This window comes from Winogradskyella immobilis, assembly GCF_021887715.1.
GTDB lineage: Bacteria > Bacteroidota > Bacteroidia > Flavobacteriales > Flavobacteriaceae > Winogradskyella > Winogradskyella immobilis.
This window is the reverse complement of sequence record NZ_JAIQXX010000021.1, coordinates 1-18,655: the sequence shown is the minus strand read 5'-3', so window position 1 is coordinate 18,655 and position 18,655 is coordinate 1. Positions and strand designations below refer to the sequence as shown.

The following is an 18,655-nucleotide window of genomic DNA, read 5'->3' as shown; positions in this document are numbered from 1 at the left end:
GTAAAAGTACTATTCTAATAAACGTCTGTGATAATTAATTTGTCCTAAATGATAATTTAAATGCGTCGTAAGATGGACTAAGAAAAACTCAGTAGTCATATAAGCTTCGGAGTCTCTACGTCGATACTCCTTTTCTAAATCCTCAGTCGTTAGTGTTTTTAATGTGTTTTCAATAATTACCATGACGTCATCTATTTGATTAATGATGTCTTCTCTTGAAACGTTTTTTATTGAAAATTCTAAATCGCGTTGTCTAATATAACCTGTAGCACCTAGTTTAGCGCCTATATACGTATTAAGATTACCCACAATATGTATGGCTAAATTACCTGCTGTATTACTTATACCTTTTGGCAGTAACCATAAATTATGCTCGTCTTTATAAGCATTGATTTCATCTTTTAGACGGTTAAGATCCCGATTAAAAACTCGTATTAGCGTATCTGTTAACATACTCATTATAATTAATATAAAATTGACATTTATGCAGGCTAAAAGTAGCTAATAATTAGTTTAGTTTTGCACAATGGAAAACCAAAAACACACTCAATTAGAATTTATTGTTATGATGGCTGCTTTAATGTCTATCGTAGCATTATCGATTGATGCTGTTTTGCCTGCGTTACCAGAGATTGGGTTTCATTTAAGTACAGAGAATCCTAATGACAATCAGAAATTGATTACCATGATTTTTCTTGGGTTAGGTATTGGCCAAATGCTATTTGGTCCTTTGTCTGATAGCTTTGGCAGAAAACCCATAGTCTATGCTGGTTTTTTTGTATTTATTATAGCGTCATTAATATGCTTAACTACAAAGAGTTTTGAAATGATGATTTTTGGCCGTGTACTACAAGGCATTGGGCTATCTGCTCCACGCACCATGAGTATTGCTATGGTAAGAGACTCTTATAGTGGTGATTATATGGCTAAGATTTTATCTATAGTAGTGATGGCTTTTATATTAGTTCCTGTTATAGCTCCAACGCTTGGTCAGTTTTTATTGCATCATTACAATTGGAAATCCATCTTCGTATTTACATTAATTTTTGGCATATTAGTTATGCTTTGGTTTTGGAGACGACAACCAGAAACACTACATTCAAAACACAAAATCCCTTTTCGTCTTGCCATATTTAAAACAGGAACAATTGCCTTTTTTAAAATTAGACCTGCCGTAATTTATACTTTACTTTCTGGTTTTATTACAGGATCATTTATGGTTTATCTAAGCACTTCTCAGCAAATCTTTGAAGAACAATATGGTTTAGGAGATTTGTTTCCCTACATATTTGCCAGTATGGCTGTAGCAATAGGTTTTGCTACTTATATCAATAGCACTTTAGTCGTAAAATATGGGATGAGACGTATTGTACATATTGCTCTGATCTGCTTTATTGTTGTTGCACTAATTTACATTATATTGTTTTCTTCTGGTAGAAATCCTAGCATACTAACCTTTCTTATATTCTTAGCCTTTCAGTTTACTTGCATTGCGTTTTTATTTGGAAACTATAGAGCTTTAGCTATGGAACCTCTGGGACATATTGCTGGTATTGGAGCCGCATTAAATGGTTTTATATCTACTATTATGGCTGTTCCTATAGCAAATTATATTGGAAGTTTTGTCAATACCTCTGTGTTACCTTTATTTATAGGGTTCTTTATTACAGGTGTGATTTGCTTAATTTTATTTTATTTGATAAAAAAGCCAACGACATTAAGATCTTTTTAGCATTAAAAAATCTCTAAACTCCCTTTACCTTCTCTAACAATTAAAGGTGGATTTTCAGATAAATCTATTATGGTTGAAGCTTCATTATCTCCATAACCTCCGTCAATAACAAGATCTACTTTATCATCCCATTTTTCTAGAATTAATTCGGGGTCTGTAGTATATTCAATAATATCATCATCATCTCTAATTGAGGTTGATACAATTGGGTTTCCTAAGGCATTAACTATCGCTATGGCTATGCTATTGTCAGGAACTCTAATCCCAACCGTTTTACGCTTTTTAAATGGATTAGGAAGTGTTTTCGCTCCTGGCAAAATAAATGTATAAGGTCCTGGCAAAGCGCGCTTAAGAATTTTAAATGCAGAATTATCGATTTGCTTTGCATAATCGCTAAGATTACTTAAATCTTCGCAGACAAAAGAAAAGTTTGATTTTTCTAGCTTTACTCCTTTTAACTTTGCCACGCGCTCTAAGGCTTTAATATTTGTAAAATCGCAGCCTAATCCATATACCGTATCTGTTGGGTAAATAATTAATCCACCTCGTTTTAAGCAATCTACAACTTGTTGAATCGCTCTTGAGTTAGGGTTTTCTGGATATATTTTAATGAATTCGGCCATTTTATTTTCTTGAGACAATGCACTTATAACTTATCTCTTTCCTCTTATCTCTTATCTCTTTCCTCTTGCTTCTTACTTCTTACTTCTTATCTCTTATATTATCTCAATATCTGAAGTTTAGCAAAGCGTAATAACAACTTCTTAGAACCACCAACTTCAAATTTTATTTCTGCTTTTGCATCACCTCCTTTACCTTCAATCTTAAGCACTTCGCCTTTTCCAAAACGCTGATGTCTTACAATATTACCAACAGTCAGTTTATGATCAAAAAGATTTGTATTATCTTCTGATTTTGCTAACGGTTTCATTTTTTTAGGAGTGCTAATTACAAAATTTTCAAGTTTAGAGTTTTTATCTTTTCGTTTTATGGTAGCCGTTTTAGGCTTAGCAAATCTTATTTTATTAGGTTCTATGTCGCCAAATATAGAAGCATCTAGCATAGGGTTGAAGTTTTGTTCTTTCAATGGTGTAATAATATCTACAAATTGATCATCAATTTCTTCTATAAACCGACTTGGTTCTGCATCTATTAATTTTCCCCAACGGTAACGCGATAGTGTGTATGTTAAATAAGCTTGTTTTTCTGCTCTTGTCAGAGCTACATAAAATAAACGTCGCTCTTCTTCTAGCTCACTACGCGTATTCATACTCATACCACTAGGAAATAAATCTTCTTCTAAACCAACGATGAATACATGAGAAAACTCTAAGCCTTTTGCTAAATGAATAGTCATTAGTGCTACATGGTTTGGATCTCCTTTATCTGCATCTAAATCGGTTGCCAAAGCCACATCTTCTAAAAATTCTGCAAGCGAACCATTAGCATCTGCAATTTCTATTTGCCCTTCTACAAAATCTTTAATACCGTTTAAAAGCTCTTCAACATTCTCTAATCGCGTAATTCCTTCAGGTGTTCCATCTTTATTAAACTCACGTATTAAACCACTAGATTTAGTAACGTGTTCAGCCAAATCAAAAGCATTAGCATTCTGATTCATTACCTGATAACTTTCAATAAGCGTTACAAAATCTTTAAGTTTGTTTTTTGTACCATTGTTAAGACTAATGTCAATATTTTCTAACTGTTGTAAAACTTCAAAAATAGTTTTACCATAATTATTTGCTGCTACTACCAATTTATCAACAGTTGTCTGACCTATTCCTCTTGCTGGATAATTAATAATTCGTTTTAAAGCTTCTTCATCCGATGGATTTAATATTAACCTTAAATAAGCAGTAACGTCTTTAATTTCTTTTCGTTGATAGAAAGATAAACCTCCATAGATTCTATAAGGGATATCACGTTTACGCAAAGCATCTTCAATAGCTCTAGATTGCGCATTTGTTCTGTATAATACTGCAAAATCACTATTATGTAGATGTTGATTCATTTTTGTTTCCCAAATAGTACTTGCAACGTAACGTCCTTCATCACCATCGGTTAAAGAACGATTAACTTTTACTTTCTCGCCTTCTTCATTAGCAGTCCATACCACTTTATCAAGCTTTGTTTTGTTGTGTTCTATAACAGAATTAGCTGCACCAACAATATTCTTTGTAGATCGGTAGTTTTGTTCTAATCGATAAAGTTTTACATCATCATAATCTTTTTGAAAATTTAGAATATTATTAATGTTTGCCCCACGAAATGCATAGATACTTTGCGCGTCATCACCAACTACACATATGTTTTGAAAGCGATCTGCTAAAGCTCTTACAATTAAATATTGCGAGTGATTGGTATCTTGATACTCGTCTACCAATATGTAACGGAACTTATTTTGGTACTGCGCTAAAACGTTTGGAAAACGCGTTAACAACTCATTAGTGCGTAAGAGCAAGTCATCAAAATCCATAGCGCCAGCTTTGAAACAGCGATCTACATATGCTGCATATATGTCTCCCATACGTGGTCGACGTGCCATAGCATCAGCTTCAATCAATTCAGGATTTTTAAAATAGGCTTTTACTGTAATTAAGCTGTTCTTGTATGAAGATATTCTACTATAAATCTGTTTTGTTTTATAGATGTCTTTATCGAGGTTCATTTCTTTAATTATAGAACCTAAAAGTTTTTGAGAATCTTGCGTGTCGTAGATCGTGAAATTACTAGGAAAACCAAGATGATGACCTTCAAAACGCAAAATCTTTGCAAAAACAGAGTGAAATGTTCCCATCCAAAGGTTTTTTGCTTCACTATCACCAACGATATCCGCAATTCTACCTTTCATTTCTCGAGCCGCTTTATTGGTAAATGTCAATGCCAATATATTAAAAGCATCCACACCTTGACTCATTAAATAGGCAATCCTATAGGTAAGTACACGTGTTTTACCAGATCCTGCGCCTGCAATTACAATCATCGGTCCATCTTTTTGTAAAGTTGGCGCTAATTGTGCTTCATTAAGTTGACTTAAATAGTTTTCCAAATCTTAAATTTTCGAATTGTGAAAATAACCAAAGTATACATTATTAATGGGCGGTTTTATTAATAATTATAAACAATCTACAGATAATTTGTAATCCTATTTTATATCGATATGTTTATTAAAAATAATTATATAAAAACACATTATCCATTATATATACTTATAACATTCGGTGTTTTATTTTTAAAGTGATTTTTGATGTTTCAGAAAGTGCTAAAAACGCTATGTCAATTAACAGCAAAATAGCAACTGCTGTTAACTCAAATGTAAAATTTGCTTTGTCTGCTATGACTGCATTACTTCAATATTAAAACAACGGATATAAGTTTATTAAATTTTAAATATCTTTAGCTTTTATAATTCAGAATTATATTAAATCACTAACCCTATGAAACTAATTAAGTCTATGAAACCATTTTATATTTTTCTTTTTCTAGGAGTGTCTTTGTCTTTTGCACAAAACAAAATTGAAAAAGACATTATAGACATTGAAGATAAGGTTATTGAATGGCGTCGCCATTTTCATCAAAATCCAGAATTGTCTAACCGTGAATTTAAAACTGCTGAAAAAATTGCTGCGCATTTAAAATCTCTAGGAATGGAAGTACAAACCGTTATTGCGCATACTGGAGTCGTTGGAATTTTAAAAGGAGATAACCCAGGGAAAGTTTTAGCACTTAGAGCTGACATTGATGCCTTACCAGTTACTGAACGTACTGATGTCCCTTTTAAATCTACAGTGACTTCTACATTTAGAGATACTGAGGTTGGTGTTATGCACGCTTGTGGTCACGATACACATATTGCTATTTTAATGGGAGTCGCTGAAATTATGGCAAATAATACCGATAAAATAAAAGGTACAATTAAATTCATTTTTCAACCTGCCGAAGAAGGTGCGCCTCCTGGAGAAGAAGGTGGAGCTAAGCTAATGGTAAAAGAAGGTGTTTTAAAAAACCCTGATGTAGATGCTATTTTTGGTTTACATATTAGTGCAGGAAATGATGTTGGAACCATATCCTATAAACCTGCTGGCATTATGGCTGCTGTAAATAGTTTTGAAATTAATGTTACAGGAAAACAAAGTCATGGTTCTACACCATGGACAAGTGTAGACCCTATTATGGCTAGCGTTAAGATTATTGATGGGTTACAAACCATTATTAGTCGAGAGTCACCGCTTACTAAAGAAGCTGCAGTATTATCTATTGGGAAATTTACAAGTGGTGTTCGTAGTAACATCATCCCAGAATCTGCTCAAATTATTGGGACGTTAAGAACATTAGATTATGATATGCAAGCACAGATTCATAAACGCATGAAAGAGATGATTCCTACTCTTGCAAAAGCATATCGTGCAGAAGCTGTGGTTGATATTGATGAAGGCTATCCAATTACTTATAACGACCCAGATTTAACCGCACAAATGTTGCCTTCTTTTGAAAAAGTTGCTGGTAAAGACAATGTTATTTTAATGAAAGCTATTACAGGTGCAGAAGATTTTTCTTTTTTTCAAAAAGAAATTCCTGGCGTATATTTCTTTTTAGGAGGTAAACCTGTAAATACACCTCGATCTGAAGCGGCACCTCATCACACGCCTGATTTTTTTATTGATGAAAGCGGAATTTTATTAGGTGTAAAGACATTTATTCAAATGTCGTTTGATTATTTAAATTATTAGACAAATGGATACTTTTTTAAACTTTTTACAAGCAGTTACATGGTGGCAATGGGTTATTTTAATTTTAATAATAATTGCCATTAGAGATGTTTTTCAAAAAAAACATACCGTAAGTCACAACTTTCCTATTATTGGACATTTTAGGTATATTCTTGAAAAAATAGGTCCAGAATTAAGGCAGTATTTGGTCGCCAATAATCGCGAAGAATTACCTTTTAATCGTATTGAACGCGGTTGGATATACGCTTCTGCGAAGAAAGAAAACAACTATGAAGGTTTTGGTACTGATCGTGATATTTTTGCATACCAGCATATGTTTATCACCAATGCCATGATGCCCTATAAAATAGGAGATGATCATCCAAATGCTACTGATCATTGCTTTTTACCTTGTGCTAAAGTCATGGGGAAACATAGCAATCGTAGAAAACCCTTTCGCCCAGCATCGATCATTAACATTTCTGCAATGAGTTTTGGCTCTTTATCGGCTAGAGCTGTAGATTCGTTAAACAAAGGAGCCAAAATGGCAGGAGCTTATCATAATACTGGAGAAGGAGGACTATCTTCATACCACAGTAATGGTGGTGATGTTGTATTTCATTTTGGGACAGGTTATTTTGGAGTTAGAGATACTGAAGGTAATTTTTCAATGGATAAAATGGTAGAGCTCGTTAACAAAAATCCTTTTATAAGAGCCATAGAAATTAAATTATCGCAAGGTGCTAAACCTGGAAAAGGTGGTGTTTTACCTGGCGCAAAGATTACTGAGGAAATTGCTGAAATACGAGGTGTTAAACTTGGAGAAGATGTATTATCTCCACCGCATCACACGGCATTTACTAATGTTCCGGAGTTAATAGAGTTTATTGAATCTATAGCTGAAGCTACAGGCTTACCTGTTGGTGTAAAAGCTGCTATTGGTAAAACTGAACAATGGGAAGAGCTCGTTAATATTATGAGTTCAACAAATAAAGGTCCAGATTTTATTACTATTGATGGTGGCGAAGGCGGTACAGGAGCTGCACCTCCAAGTTTTGCAGATCATGTGTCCTTACCTTGGGTTTATGGCTTTAGTAAAGTGTACAAATTATTTCAAGAGAAAAACCTAACCGATCGTATTGTTTTTATTGGTAGCGGAAAATTAGGCTTTCCTGCAAAAGCAGCTATGGCATTTGCTATGGGTGTAGATTGCATTAATGTCGCTAGAGAAGCTATGATGAGCATTGGCTGTATACAAGCGCAAGTATGCCATACAAATCATTGTCCTAGTGGAGTTGCAACCCAAAACAAGTGGTTACAAAAAGGTATTAATGTCACCTTAAAATCTGAACGTTTGGCCCAATATTTTAAAACTTTTAGAAAAGAGCTTATTGAAATTACACATGCAGCTGGCCATGAACATCCTGCGCAATTTAATATGGGTGATGTTCAAGTTAATGTAGATGATCAAAATTTAGCGAAAGCGCTAAACAAAACGTATTGTTACGAAAAAACACCTGTACCATTTAAAAGTATGCAATCGCTAAAAGATTGTATACATTTAGGCGGAAATGATAATACATAAAAACATACTAAACAATGGATACTGATAAACTATTTGACCTTTTTTTATATGCAATACCAGCACTAATTACTGGTGGTATTGCTTACTATTTTTTTAAGCAGCATATTGAAAACGAATTTAATTTAAGGAAATTTACACTTCAAAAAGATTTGCAAAAAGATGCCTTTCCTATACGCTTACAAGCCTATGAACGCATGGCACTTTTTTTAGAACGCATATCTCCTTCTAAATTATTAATTAGAGTCCATCCAACTTCTTCTAATAAAGAAGATTATGAAGCCTTACTTATAGCTACTATTGAACAAGAGTTTGAACATAATTTATCGCAACAAATCTATGTTTCTGACGAATGTTGGAGTATTATTAATGCCGCCAAGAATGCAACTATTCAAATGATTCGTAAGGCGAGCTTACTAGAAAAAGCAAAAACAGCAAACAAGTTACGCGAGATTATTTTAACTGATCTTATGGACAAACAACCACCAAGTAATGCAGCGCTTTCTTTTATTAAAAATGAAGTGAGTGAAATGTGGTAGTTAATCTTTTAGTTAGTCTTCTATTTTAAGACACTTTATCAATCTTAACTTATATTTAAATACTAATTATGCAATAAATAGTATTTTAAGCCCTTCAAACTAACGTTTCAATTTTTAACCTATGAAAAACGGGGTATACCTAACTTTTATTTTAGCTATAACATTACTATGTTGTAATACCTCTACATCTAAGAAAGATTTAGCTATACTAACACCTGAAACACAAATAGACTCAACCATAACGAAACGTCAATTACAACGCAACGGATTTGAAAAACGTTCTGTATTATTTGTTTTTGGTACCAAAAACACAGCTTTAGAAACTAAATATCGTACTCTGTTAGAAACGGCTTCTAAAGCTCCGCAACAAGGCCGTTTTTCTATCGCTACAACATACAAATCTGTTTCTGAGTTAACAGCTCAAGACAAAGCTAATAATGTACTTTTTATTGTAGGTACACCAGAAGATAATCCTTTAGTTAAAGAATTCTCTAAAGACTTACCGCTTAATTTTACCAAAAACAGTCTCCGTTTTAACCAAAATACCTACAATAAAAAACAAGACATCTTTTCTTTAATGTCTTATCCAAACCCAGAGAATAACACATTACCTTTTAGTCTTATCACTGGTAATGACGCCAATGCGGTTTATAATTTTTTAGAAAAACAATTAGAGCAAAGCGGTAGAAGGCGACGTGGTTTTTATTTTCAGAATATGGATTATGAAATCTACAGAAACAATTCTAAGGTTACCATGGGTGATTTTAATGCATCTTGGAAAGTAGATCGTAAAGTTCATTTCGATTATTCGTCAGGAAATGATACGATTAATAAAACAGAGCATTTTAATATTATATCGCATCAAAAGGAGATGTCGCCTTCAAAAGTATCGCAATTAGCAACAACATTAGAAACCTCAACAACTGCTATTTTAGAATTTACCAATACAACAGAATTGTTACCAAAGATTAATTATCACATTTATAAAACTGCAGAAGACAAAGGCTTAATGTTAGGGATTACCGAACAAGCGCATTTTAATACCAGTGATTTTTCTGTACATACTATTATTAACGATAAATACCGTGACAACTACATTCAGAAAGAAAATGATTTAATTATTCAAAAAGTATTAGGCACTTCAAAATCTTTAACGTTACAACGAGGTTTACCTGTATACTTTACCACACAATGGCAACGCAACGGTTATAAATATTGGGTTGGCAGACTAGTAAAATCTAATAATACATTATCTTTAAAAGAATTATTTGACAATACGCTTATAGAAAACGAATCGGGTTTAGTTGTAGATTGTATGTCTGCAATTTTAGTTGATTTTTTACTTAAAACATGGGGCAAATCTATATTCTTAGAGCGTTATAACACCTGGCAACCAACAGTAATAGAAATAAAACAATTAGAAATCGGTTGGAAAACACATCTCAAAACCATAGCCGATAATATTCCTATTGCAATAAAGCGCAAACCCTATATATCTTATTTAAAAGGGTTTAATTTTGCGCATGAAGGTTATGGCATTTACAATGGTTATCTCTCTCGTAAAGCTACAGAGTCTTTAACCAAACAAAAAAACATGGGCGCCAATGCCGTTACTATTGTGCCATATAGTTATATAAGAAATAGCGGAGATACAGATCCTACATATTTATCTTTAAATAAAAGTGCTCGTTCAGAGAATGATCAAGGAGTTATTCATTCTGCTTATGAAGCCAAACAACTCGGTATGTCTACACTACTTAAACCTCAAGTTTTTGTTGGTAGAGGTTGGTCTGGTGATATGGAGTTTAAAACTGAAGCGCAATGGCAAAAATTCTTTAAGTATTATTACAAATGGATTAGACATTATGCCTTTTTAGCTGAAATACATGATATTGAAATGTTTGCCGTTGGTGTTGAGTTTTCTAAAGCTATGCTTACACATCAAGAAGAATGGGAGAAAATGATTAAAAATCTTCGTGGATTATACTCTGGTCAAATGACGTATTGCGCCAATTGGGGAAAAGAATTTGAAACCGTAAGCCTTTGGAATGAACTCGATTTTATTGGTATTAATTCTTACTATCCATTAAGCGATAAAAATAATGCTACTGACGAAGAGTTAAATGCTACGTTTGAAGATGTAAAAACGAAAATAAAATCGGTATACAACACCTACAAAAAGCCAATAGTATTTACAGAAATAGGATTTAGGAGCTTAAACGCACCATGGAAATTACCTTATTCAGATGGAGATAACAACATCTTTAATGAAGAACATCAAGATAGAGCTTATAAGGTGATTTTTAACGGTATTAAAGACGAGGAATGGTGTCGTGGTATTCTGTGGTGGAAATTTCCAAGTTATTTAGAATATCGTGGTCGAGAGAATACGTCGTTTACACCTAATAACAAAAAAGCAGAAGCTACGGTTCGTAAATGGTTTTCTCTTTAGTTATAGAGCAAATAATCACTTTAAATTTAGCCGATAACTTTTACTATATTTTAACTATAGCTACTACTCTACTTTAACGCAAAATTTCATTAATTTAGCGCATCAATTTTTTGAATTTAATACAAATGAAAAATACAGCATTAACAGCTACACACGAAGCCCTTGGAGCTAAAATGGTACCATTTGCGGGTTATAATATGCCTGTGCAATATGAAGGCGTTAATATAGAACACGAAACCGTTAGAAAAGCCGTTGGTGTTTTTGATGTGTCTCATATGGGAGAATTTTTAATTGAAGGCCCAAAGGCATTAGATCTTATACAAAAAGTATCTAGTAATGATGCTTCAAAATTAGATATAGGAAAAGCACAATATAGTTGTTTACCTAATGATGATGGCGGAGTTGTTGACGATTTAATCATCTACAAGATAAAAGATGAAACGTATCTTTTAGTCGTTAATGCCAGTAATATAGAAAAAGATTGGAATTGGATAGCTTCAAAAAATGATGTTGGCGCAGATATGCGCGATTTAAGCGAAGATTATTCCTTATTAGCTATACAAGGTCCAAAAGCTGTAGAAGCCATGCAGTCTTTATCTAGCCATGATCTGTCTGCCATAAACTTTTACAATTTTGTAGTTGGTGATTTTGCGGGAATAGAACATGTTATCATTTCAGCTACAGGTTATACTGGAAGCGGTGGATTTGAAATTTATTGCAAAAATTCTGAAGTAAAACAAATATGGGATAAAGTTTTAGAAGCTGGTGCAGATTTTGGTATTAAACCTATTGGTCTTGCTGCAAGAGATACGCTACGTTTAGAAATGGGTTACTGCTTATATGGCAATGATATAGATGATACTACATCGCCTATTGAAGCAGGATTAGGTTGGGTTTGTAAATTCAACAAAACCTTTACTAATAGTGAAGCTTTAGAGGCTGAAAAATTACGTAAGCCTGAAAATAAATTAGTAGCCTTTAAACTCGACGAACGCGGTATTCCGCGTCATGGTTATGATATTGTAGATACACAAGGTAAAACCATTGGTAGAGTTACATCTGGTACCATGAGCCCTAGTTTAGGCATTGGTATTGGCTTAGGTTATGTGCCTAAGGTTTTTGCTGCTGTAGATAGTAAAATTAATATTCAAGTGCGTAAAAAAGCTATTCCGGCAACTGTAGTAAAATTACCTTTTTATAAAAAATAGATGCAAAATTATAGCGCCATTTTAAACAACATATATACAGAACTCAATGCATCGCATTTTAGAGGAGAAGTGGCTAATTATATTCCTGAATTATCACATGTAGATATTCATAATTTCGGAATTCATTTAAATGTTTTAAACGGCGATCAATTTTCTGTTGGAAATACAAATACCCCATTTTCTATTCAAAGTATTTCTAAAGTATTAGCCTTAGCTAAAGCATTTTCTATTATAGGTGAGCAATTATGGCAGCGTGTTAATGTAGAACCATCAGGTAATCCTTTTAACCATTTATCATTATTAGAACTAGAAAACGGTATACCAAGAAATCCGTTAATAAATTCGGGTGCTATTGTTATTGCCGATATATTAGTATCGCATTTAAAAAATCCGAAAGCCGATTTTTTAAATTTTGTTAGAGATTTGGCAAACGATCCTACTATTAATTTTAATAAAAATGTTGCAGCTTCTGAAAAAGCGACTGGCTATAAAAATTTTGCTGCTGCAAATCTTTTAAAATCCTTCGGTAATTTAGAGAATGATGTTGATGAGGTATTAGATTTCTATTTTCATCAGTGTGCTATTGAAATGAATTGTAAGCAACTTGCAGATACATTTTATGTATTTGCTAACAGAGGTACTTGCTCGCAGCATAAAGATTATCTTACATTAAGCCAAGTTAAACGTATTAATGCTATTATGCTCTCTTGCGGATTTTATGATGAAGCTGGAGAATTTGCTTTTGAAGTAGGGTTACCTGGTAAAAGTGGTGTTGGCGGTGGCATTGTTGCACTTTTACCTAATACCTTTACTATAACAACTTGGTCGCCTGGCTTAAATGCAAAAGGGAACTCATTATTAGGTATGCAAGCTTTAAAATTATTTACCACCGAAACACAATTATCTATTTTTTAATGCGTCACTGAGTATAGAATATATTAATGGTACGCAAACAAACTAAACATAGAATACTTATACTTGGTGCTAGTGGTTATCTCGGAAGTGCCATTTATAAAGAACTCTGCGATTACTTTAGAACTTTTGGCACCTATTTTAGTCCTAAAAAAGACTACGAAAAAAACAAACACTTCTTTCAGTATAATGTAGAAGAAGATGATATTTATGAAATTCTTGAAGCTACAAAACCAGATATTATTATCTCTGCGCTACGAGGAGACTTTTATGCACAAACTATAGCACATGCACATGTGGCCGAATATGCCTTAGAGCACCAAACTAGAATCATATTTTTATCGTCTGCCAATGCGTTTGATGCTTATAGCAAATACCCAAGCTACGAAACCGACAAAACCTTAAGCAATAGCGTCTACGGACATTTTAAGATTAAGATCGAAAACATGCTATTACGCATGCCAAAAAAACAAGTTACCGTATTGCGTTTACCAATGGTATTTGGTAGTAATTGTCCAAGAATACGAGAAATAAAGCAATTAATTTCTGAGAAAGCACCTGTTGAGATTTTCCCTAATTTAATTATGAATGTTACTTTAGATAAAAAAGTAACACAGCAAATTCATTATATTATTAATAGAAACAAATCTGGCATCTTTCATTTAGGCAGCACTGATTTAGTGCATCATGATGATTTTATCAAAGAAATTATTTCAGACCTAAATAAAAACAAAGTAGCTTTAAAGCATGTTTACACTACAAATGAAGATCGTTATTTAGCCGTATTACCAAAGTATAATCGCTTACCAAAACACCTTCAAATCACAAGTCAGAAAGTTCTTGAAGAACTTCGTAAATAAATTAAAATATTTTTAAAGAAATATCTAAGTATGAAAAAGTTAAACGATGCCACAATAGAAGCTAAATTATTACAATTCCCTGATTGGGATTATTTTGATGGTGCTATACATACAGAATTTGAATTCGAAAACTTTAAAGATTGTTTTAGTGCTATGAGTCGTATCGCTTTTGAGTGCGAAGCCTTAAATCATCATCCAGATTGGTCTAATGTCTATAATATTTTAAAAATTTCATTATCTACGCATGATGCCGGAGGAGTTACTGATAACGATTTTAAATTGGCTGAAGCTATAGCGTATATTGTAGAGCCAGAGGAATAATTCAGTTTGTAGAATTTTGCAAAAGAATTATATTTGGAATCGACTAAAATTTTGGTCATTTTAATAAATTGTTTAATGAGATTTCCGTTTTCACGGAAATGAAAATATAATTTTCAATGGGAAGAGCTTTTGAGTTTAGAAAGGCACGCAAAATGAAACGCTGGTCAGCAATGAGTAAGGCCTTTACACGTATAGGTAAAGACATTGTTATGGCTGTAAAAGAAGGAGGTCCAGACCCTGCTAGTAACTCGCGTTTAAGAGCTGTTATACAAAATGCTAAGGCTGTAAATATGCCTAAAGACAATGTAGAACGCGCCATAAAAAAAGCAAGCGATAAAGGCCAAGGAGATTATAAAGAAGTTCTTTTTGAAGGATACGCGCAGCATGGCATTGCCGTATTGATAGAAACAGCTACAGATAATAATACACGTACAGTAGCTAATGTACGTAGTTATTTTAATAAATGTGATGGTAGTTTAGGCACATCTGGTTCTGTAGTTTTTATGTTTGACCATACTTGTAATTTTAAAATTAAAGGAGATACATTAGACTTAGAAGAGCTAGAGTTAGAATTGATAGACTATGGAGTTGAAGAAATTTTTGAAGATACAGACGAAGATGCCGATGGCAATGAGCTTACTAGTATAATGATCTATGCACCATTTGAGAGTTTTGGAAACATTCAATCGTATTTAGAGAGTCATAATATTGAAATTATATCTTCTGGTTTTGAACGTATTCCGCAAGTGACTAAGACACTAACAGCAGATCAAGTTAAAGATGTAGAAAAACTTATTGAAAAACTTGAAGAAGATGATGATGTACAAAATGTATATCATACTATGGAAGAAAGTGCAGAATAGCAAGACATCAATATTTTTAATCTACTACATCACAGTACAATATATTTTATTAGTACAAATGCTTTTGAAGTGAAATTCTATCAATTCGAGTGATTTTTCAAAATGCCTCGATAACTATTGGAATAATGAAAATTCTATAGAGAATACGAGTTATAGTTCTAAAATAATTATCGATACACTTTTTTGTATCTCAAAAGCATTCAAACTGATCTAACGTTTAATATTATATAAATTATACATAAACAACGGGTTAGTACACTAATTTTTCTTATCTTATAGTCAAATTTTTAAGGTTATGAGCAAATTACCAATTGTAAGTTTATCTGTGGCAAATCATAGAAATGAAAATCAAATTTTAATAGGATTTAAGCATGATTGGTCATTAATAAATGTTGTAAAACATATTCCGGAAGCAAAATGGAGTAAAACCTTAAAGAGTTGGTATGTAAAAAATAATTCTAAAAACTTAAAGCTAATTTATTCTACATTTAAAGACTCTGCAGAGATTGATAATCGATTACTTTTTGAAAAAGCCGTTGAGAAAAAGGACTATTTTCCTGTAAAACGCAAACGAAATATAAATAATATACAACGTCAATTTCTTAACAATTTTTACACTTATTTAAAGGGTAAGCGTTACAGTAAAAGTACAGTAGATACATATTCGTTTTTTATTGCAGATTTTATTGAATATCATAATAAAATTGATTTAAAAAATTTATCTAACAGAGATGTAGAATTATTTATTGAGTCGGTATTTTTAAAACGCAATTACTCTATTAGTACACAACGCCAATTTATTAGTGCCATAAAGCAATTTATTTTGTTTTACCCAGATACTCAAATTAGTAATTTAGCATTGACTAGACCTAAACGCTCTAAAAAATTACCTATCGTTTTATCGCCACAAGAAATGATAGGTATCATTCAGCATACCAAAAACCTAAAGCATCGTGCTATTTTAACACTACTCTATTCCTCTGGGCTTAGAATTGGAGAGTTATTAACCTTAAAGTTAAGTGACTTTAATGTAGAAAGAAAACAAATACATATTAGATCTGGTAAAGGACGAAAAGATAGATTTGTAAGCATTGCTGATAGCTTTTTGCCATTGCTTCACAATTACATTTTAACCTATAAGCCCAGTGTTTATTTTGTAGAAGGCCCAAAACGGAGACCATATTCTGCAAGCAGTGTACGTAAATTTTTAAGCAAATCATGTAAAGCATCTGGTATAAAACGTAACATTACGCCGCATACGCTAAGGCATAGTTATGCTACTCATTTATTAGAACATGGTGTAGGTTTAAGGCATATACAAGAGTTGTTAGGACATTCTAAGCCCGAAACTACAATGATTTACACACACGTAGCTAGAAAAGATTTACTAGATATTAGTAGTCCATTAGATTTGGCCATAAAGCAATTTTCTACAAATGAAAAGTCGGAACAAAAATTCCTATTATCCAGTAAATAAAAATTAAAAATACGTATATTAGTAGTGATATAACGAGTTGGCAACAAGATTGATAAACCCAATTGTAAAAAATTTGCAACATTGATAAAAAAATAAAGTCTTTAATAAAAACATATTCAATGAAAAAATTAATTACACTTCTGATTTTCAGCACTAATATTATTGGGTTTTCCCAAGAATTAACTATTGTAGAACAAAATTACAATGAAGCAAAAAAATTAGCTAAAAAGGAAAACAAACTATTATTTATTGACTTCTATACAACTTGGTGTAAACCTTGTAAAAAAATGGATAAATGGATTTTTCAAGATAAGAACAAAAGTAAAAAACTTGCTAAAGACTTTGTGCTTTTAAGATACGATGCTGAGAAAGATAAAGAATTTCACTTATCGAAAAAACACCACGTAAATAGCTATCCTACTGGAATAATTCTTAACAGAAAAGGATTTGTAGTAAATCGAAAATATGGTTTTGCTAGCGAAAATATTGACGAATTGAGCAAAGCAGTATACGAATTTACAGACCAATCTATCGAACTTGATAAACAAAAAAAAATTTTAAAAGGATATTCGAATACGATAAAAATATCCAATTACCCTAAGTTTTATATAGATTTTGTAAATAGGGACAATACAAAAGTGACCAGAAGCGAAGATTTTAAAAATTATTGGAAAACGAATACTGACCTCACATCTGAAGAATATTTTTCAACGTTAGTATATTTTGCAAAAGATGTCCCTATAAATATCGCAAATGATTTTCTTGAAAGAAAAGAAAAATATACTGAACTCTATGGGGAGACCGATGTAAACGTAGCACTTGTATTCTTTAGTTTTGGTAAATTTGAGGATGCAATTGAACATAAAAATGAAGAAAAATTTGATAAAGCTGTTGAATTTGTAAATAAAGCCTTGAGCAAAGAAAGCGCAGAGAGAATGACGTCATTATTCCAAAAGCAATTTGATGAAGCTAAAAAAGGGTAAAATCCAGTTGCCAACAAAACCTAAACGTAATGCGGAGTTTAGTGCTAAATCAAAAGGTCTGTGTATATTTATGATGTCGCTAAATCTTTCCGATTTAGCTTTGGATAAGAAAAATAATAACTAAACAAAAAGCTTTAGCTTAGTGCTACGGCGGAAACGTAACGTTTCCTTACCTTCCGCACTACGCTTAGCTAAACCGTTAGGCACAATCTGAAAAAAATGCGAAAATTGAACATTCTATTCCTCGACTGGCGACTTTCACAAAATAAAATTGGAAGCACATTATCGTCTGAATTAAATTCTTCGATTTTTAATTTAGGTAATTTATTAAAAGAGCAATTGAGGAACAATGATAGTTTAGGGAAAGAAATGACTAGAATATTGGAGAGCGGAGAAATGCTGACAACTGAAATAATTGGAAGATTTATCTCTAAAAACTTAAAAGAAGTTGATAGAAATGTATTGTTTCTAGAATATCCAAGAACCATTGAACAATTTGACGGATTAAAGAAAGTGTTAACTGATGAAAATATTGAATTGGAAAATATTTGGTATTTCAAACAACGTGAACCAAAAGAATTTATGACCAACCATTTTAAAAATCCAATAGAAAAACAATGGCTGGATAAATATGGTGATGAAGTCATTGAAAAATGGAAAATTGAATTTACTCGAAGACGTGAACAGATCGCTGAGATTCAAAATGTAACCGACAAATCTAAATGGAAAATAATAGAAATGGATTATATTAAGAATTTAAATTCGGAATATATAACACGAAGAATAAAAGACTGTGCCTAACAACGTGTATAATTCATTGCTAGGTTCTAGCCTACTTGGAAATTCCTTCGGAATTTCCTCTGGTTCGTTTTAGTTTACTAATTTAGTTGCTGAAACACGCAACGAAATCATACACAAACACGTTACCCAACATAAAAAAATGAAGAGAATTATAATATTTTTAGCCTTAGTATCTGTAATTGGATGTAGTGAGAAAGAAGACTCAGATAACTC

General features: G+C 32.5%; 16 protein-coding genes. 13 read left to right on the top strand and 3 right to left on the bottom strand.

What is annotated here, in order from left to right; all coding sequences use genetic code 11:
• Window positions 1–9 precede the first annotated feature (9 nt).
• Window positions 10–459 (bottom strand): DinB family protein, encoded by a 450-nt coding sequence (locus K8Z87_RS12275; protein WP_317207426.1) that lies wholly within the window; start codon window positions 457–459, stop codon window positions 10–12.
• Between the two features lie 67 nt (window positions 460–526).
• On the opposite strand from K8Z87_RS12275, the gene K8Z87_RS12270 reads away from it, so the two are divergent.
• Window positions 527–1,732 carry a multidrug effflux MFS transporter gene (locus K8Z87_RS12270; protein WP_227477865.1) on the top strand — a complete coding sequence of 402 codons (1,206 nt, stop codon included), beginning with the start codon at window positions 527–529 and terminating at the stop codon, window positions 1,730–1,732.
• Window positions 1,733–1,734: 2 nt separating this feature from the next.
• Here the strand turns inward: K8Z87_RS12270 and K8Z87_RS12265 are convergent, their stop codons facing one another.
• Together K8Z87_RS12265 and K8Z87_RS12260 are read right to left on the bottom strand one after the other, a co-directional pair.
• The gene (locus K8Z87_RS12265) at window positions 1,735–2,355 is read right to left on the bottom strand and encodes an L-threonylcarbamoyladenylate synthase (protein WP_227477864.1); all 621 of its coding nucleotides are present in this window, start codon (window positions 2,353–2,355) and stop codon (window positions 1,735–1,737) included.
• 98 nt (window positions 2,356–2,453) lie between these two features.
• Window positions 2,454–4,784: an ATP-dependent helicase gene (locus K8Z87_RS12260; protein ID WP_227477863.1), complete on the bottom strand. Its 2,331-nt coding sequence runs from the start codon at window positions 4,782–4,784 to the stop codon at window positions 2,454–2,456.
• A 406-nt stretch (window positions 4,785–5,190) separates the two neighbouring features.
• Between K8Z87_RS12260 and K8Z87_RS12255 the strand changes: the two genes are divergently transcribed.
• The 12 genes from K8Z87_RS12255 to K8Z87_RS12200 all read left to right on the top strand — a co-directional run bounded on the left by K8Z87_RS12255 (window position 5,191) and on the right by K8Z87_RS12200 (window position 18,442).
• Window positions 5,191–6,465 (top strand): amidohydrolase, encoded by a 1,275-nt coding sequence (locus K8Z87_RS12255; RefSeq protein ID WP_227477889.1) that lies wholly within the window; start codon window positions 5,191–5,193, stop codon window positions 6,463–6,465.
• Window positions 6,466–6,469: 4 nt separating this feature from the next.
• Window positions 6,470–8,029 (top strand): FMN-binding glutamate synthase family protein, encoded by a 1,560-nt coding sequence (locus tag K8Z87_RS12250; protein ID WP_227477862.1) that lies wholly within the window; start codon window positions 6,470–6,472, stop codon window positions 8,027–8,029.
• A 14-nt stretch (window positions 8,030–8,043) separates the two neighbouring features.
• Window positions 8,044–8,565: a DUF7935 family protein gene (locus K8Z87_RS12245; protein ID WP_227477861.1), complete on the top strand. Its 522-nt coding sequence runs from the start codon at window positions 8,044–8,046 to the stop codon at window positions 8,563–8,565.
• A gap of 121 nt (window positions 8,566–8,686) precedes the next feature.
• Window positions 8,687–11,017, top strand: a complete 2,331-nt coding sequence (locus K8Z87_RS12240) for a glycoside hydrolase family 113 (protein WP_227477860.1) — start codon at window positions 8,687–8,689, stop codon at window positions 11,015–11,017.
• A gap of 125 nt (window positions 11,018–11,142) precedes the next feature.
• Window positions 11,143–12,225 carry a glycine cleavage system aminomethyltransferase GcvT gene (gene gcvT / locus K8Z87_RS12235; protein WP_227477859.1) on the top strand — a complete coding sequence of 361 codons (1,083 nt, stop codon included), beginning with the start codon at window positions 11,143–11,145 and terminating at the stop codon, window positions 12,223–12,225.
• The gene (locus K8Z87_RS12230) at window positions 12,226–13,140 is read left to right on the top strand and encodes a glutaminase (protein WP_227477858.1); all 915 of its coding nucleotides are present in this window, start codon (window positions 12,226–12,228) and stop codon (window positions 13,138–13,140) included.
• Window positions 13,141–13,166: 26 nt separating this feature from the next.
• A complete protein-coding gene (locus K8Z87_RS12225) occupies window positions 13,167–13,997 on the top strand; it encodes a sugar nucleotide-binding protein (RefSeq protein ID WP_227477857.1) in 831 nt (276 codons plus the stop codon).
• A 30-nt stretch (window positions 13,998–14,027) separates the two neighbouring features.
• Entirely contained in the window at window positions 14,028–14,318 is a 291-nt protein-coding gene (locus tag K8Z87_RS12220) for a 4a-hydroxytetrahydrobiopterin dehydratase (protein WP_227477856.1), read from the top strand.
• Between the two features lie 116 nt (window positions 14,319–14,434).
• Entirely contained in the window at window positions 14,435–15,181 is a 747-nt protein-coding gene (locus tag K8Z87_RS12215) for a YebC/PmpR family DNA-binding transcriptional regulator (protein WP_227477855.1), read from the top strand.
• 295 nt (window positions 15,182–15,476) lie between these two features.
• Window positions 15,477–16,658 (top strand): tyrosine-type recombinase/integrase, encoded by a 1,182-nt coding sequence (locus tag K8Z87_RS12210; RefSeq protein WP_227477854.1) that lies wholly within the window; start codon window positions 15,477–15,479, stop codon window positions 16,656–16,658.
• A 119-nt stretch (window positions 16,659–16,777) separates the two neighbouring features.
• Complete coding sequence (locus K8Z87_RS12205) at window positions 16,778–17,641, top strand: thioredoxin family protein (RefSeq protein ID WP_227477853.1); 864 nt, start codon at window positions 16,778–16,780, stop codon at window positions 17,639–17,641.
• Between the two features lie 228 nt (window positions 17,642–17,869).
• A complete protein-coding gene (locus tag K8Z87_RS12200) occupies window positions 17,870–18,442 on the top strand; it encodes a nucleoside monophosphate kinase (protein ID WP_227477852.1) in 573 nt (190 codons plus the stop codon).
• The last annotated feature ends 213 nt before the right edge of the window (window positions 18,443–18,655 follow it).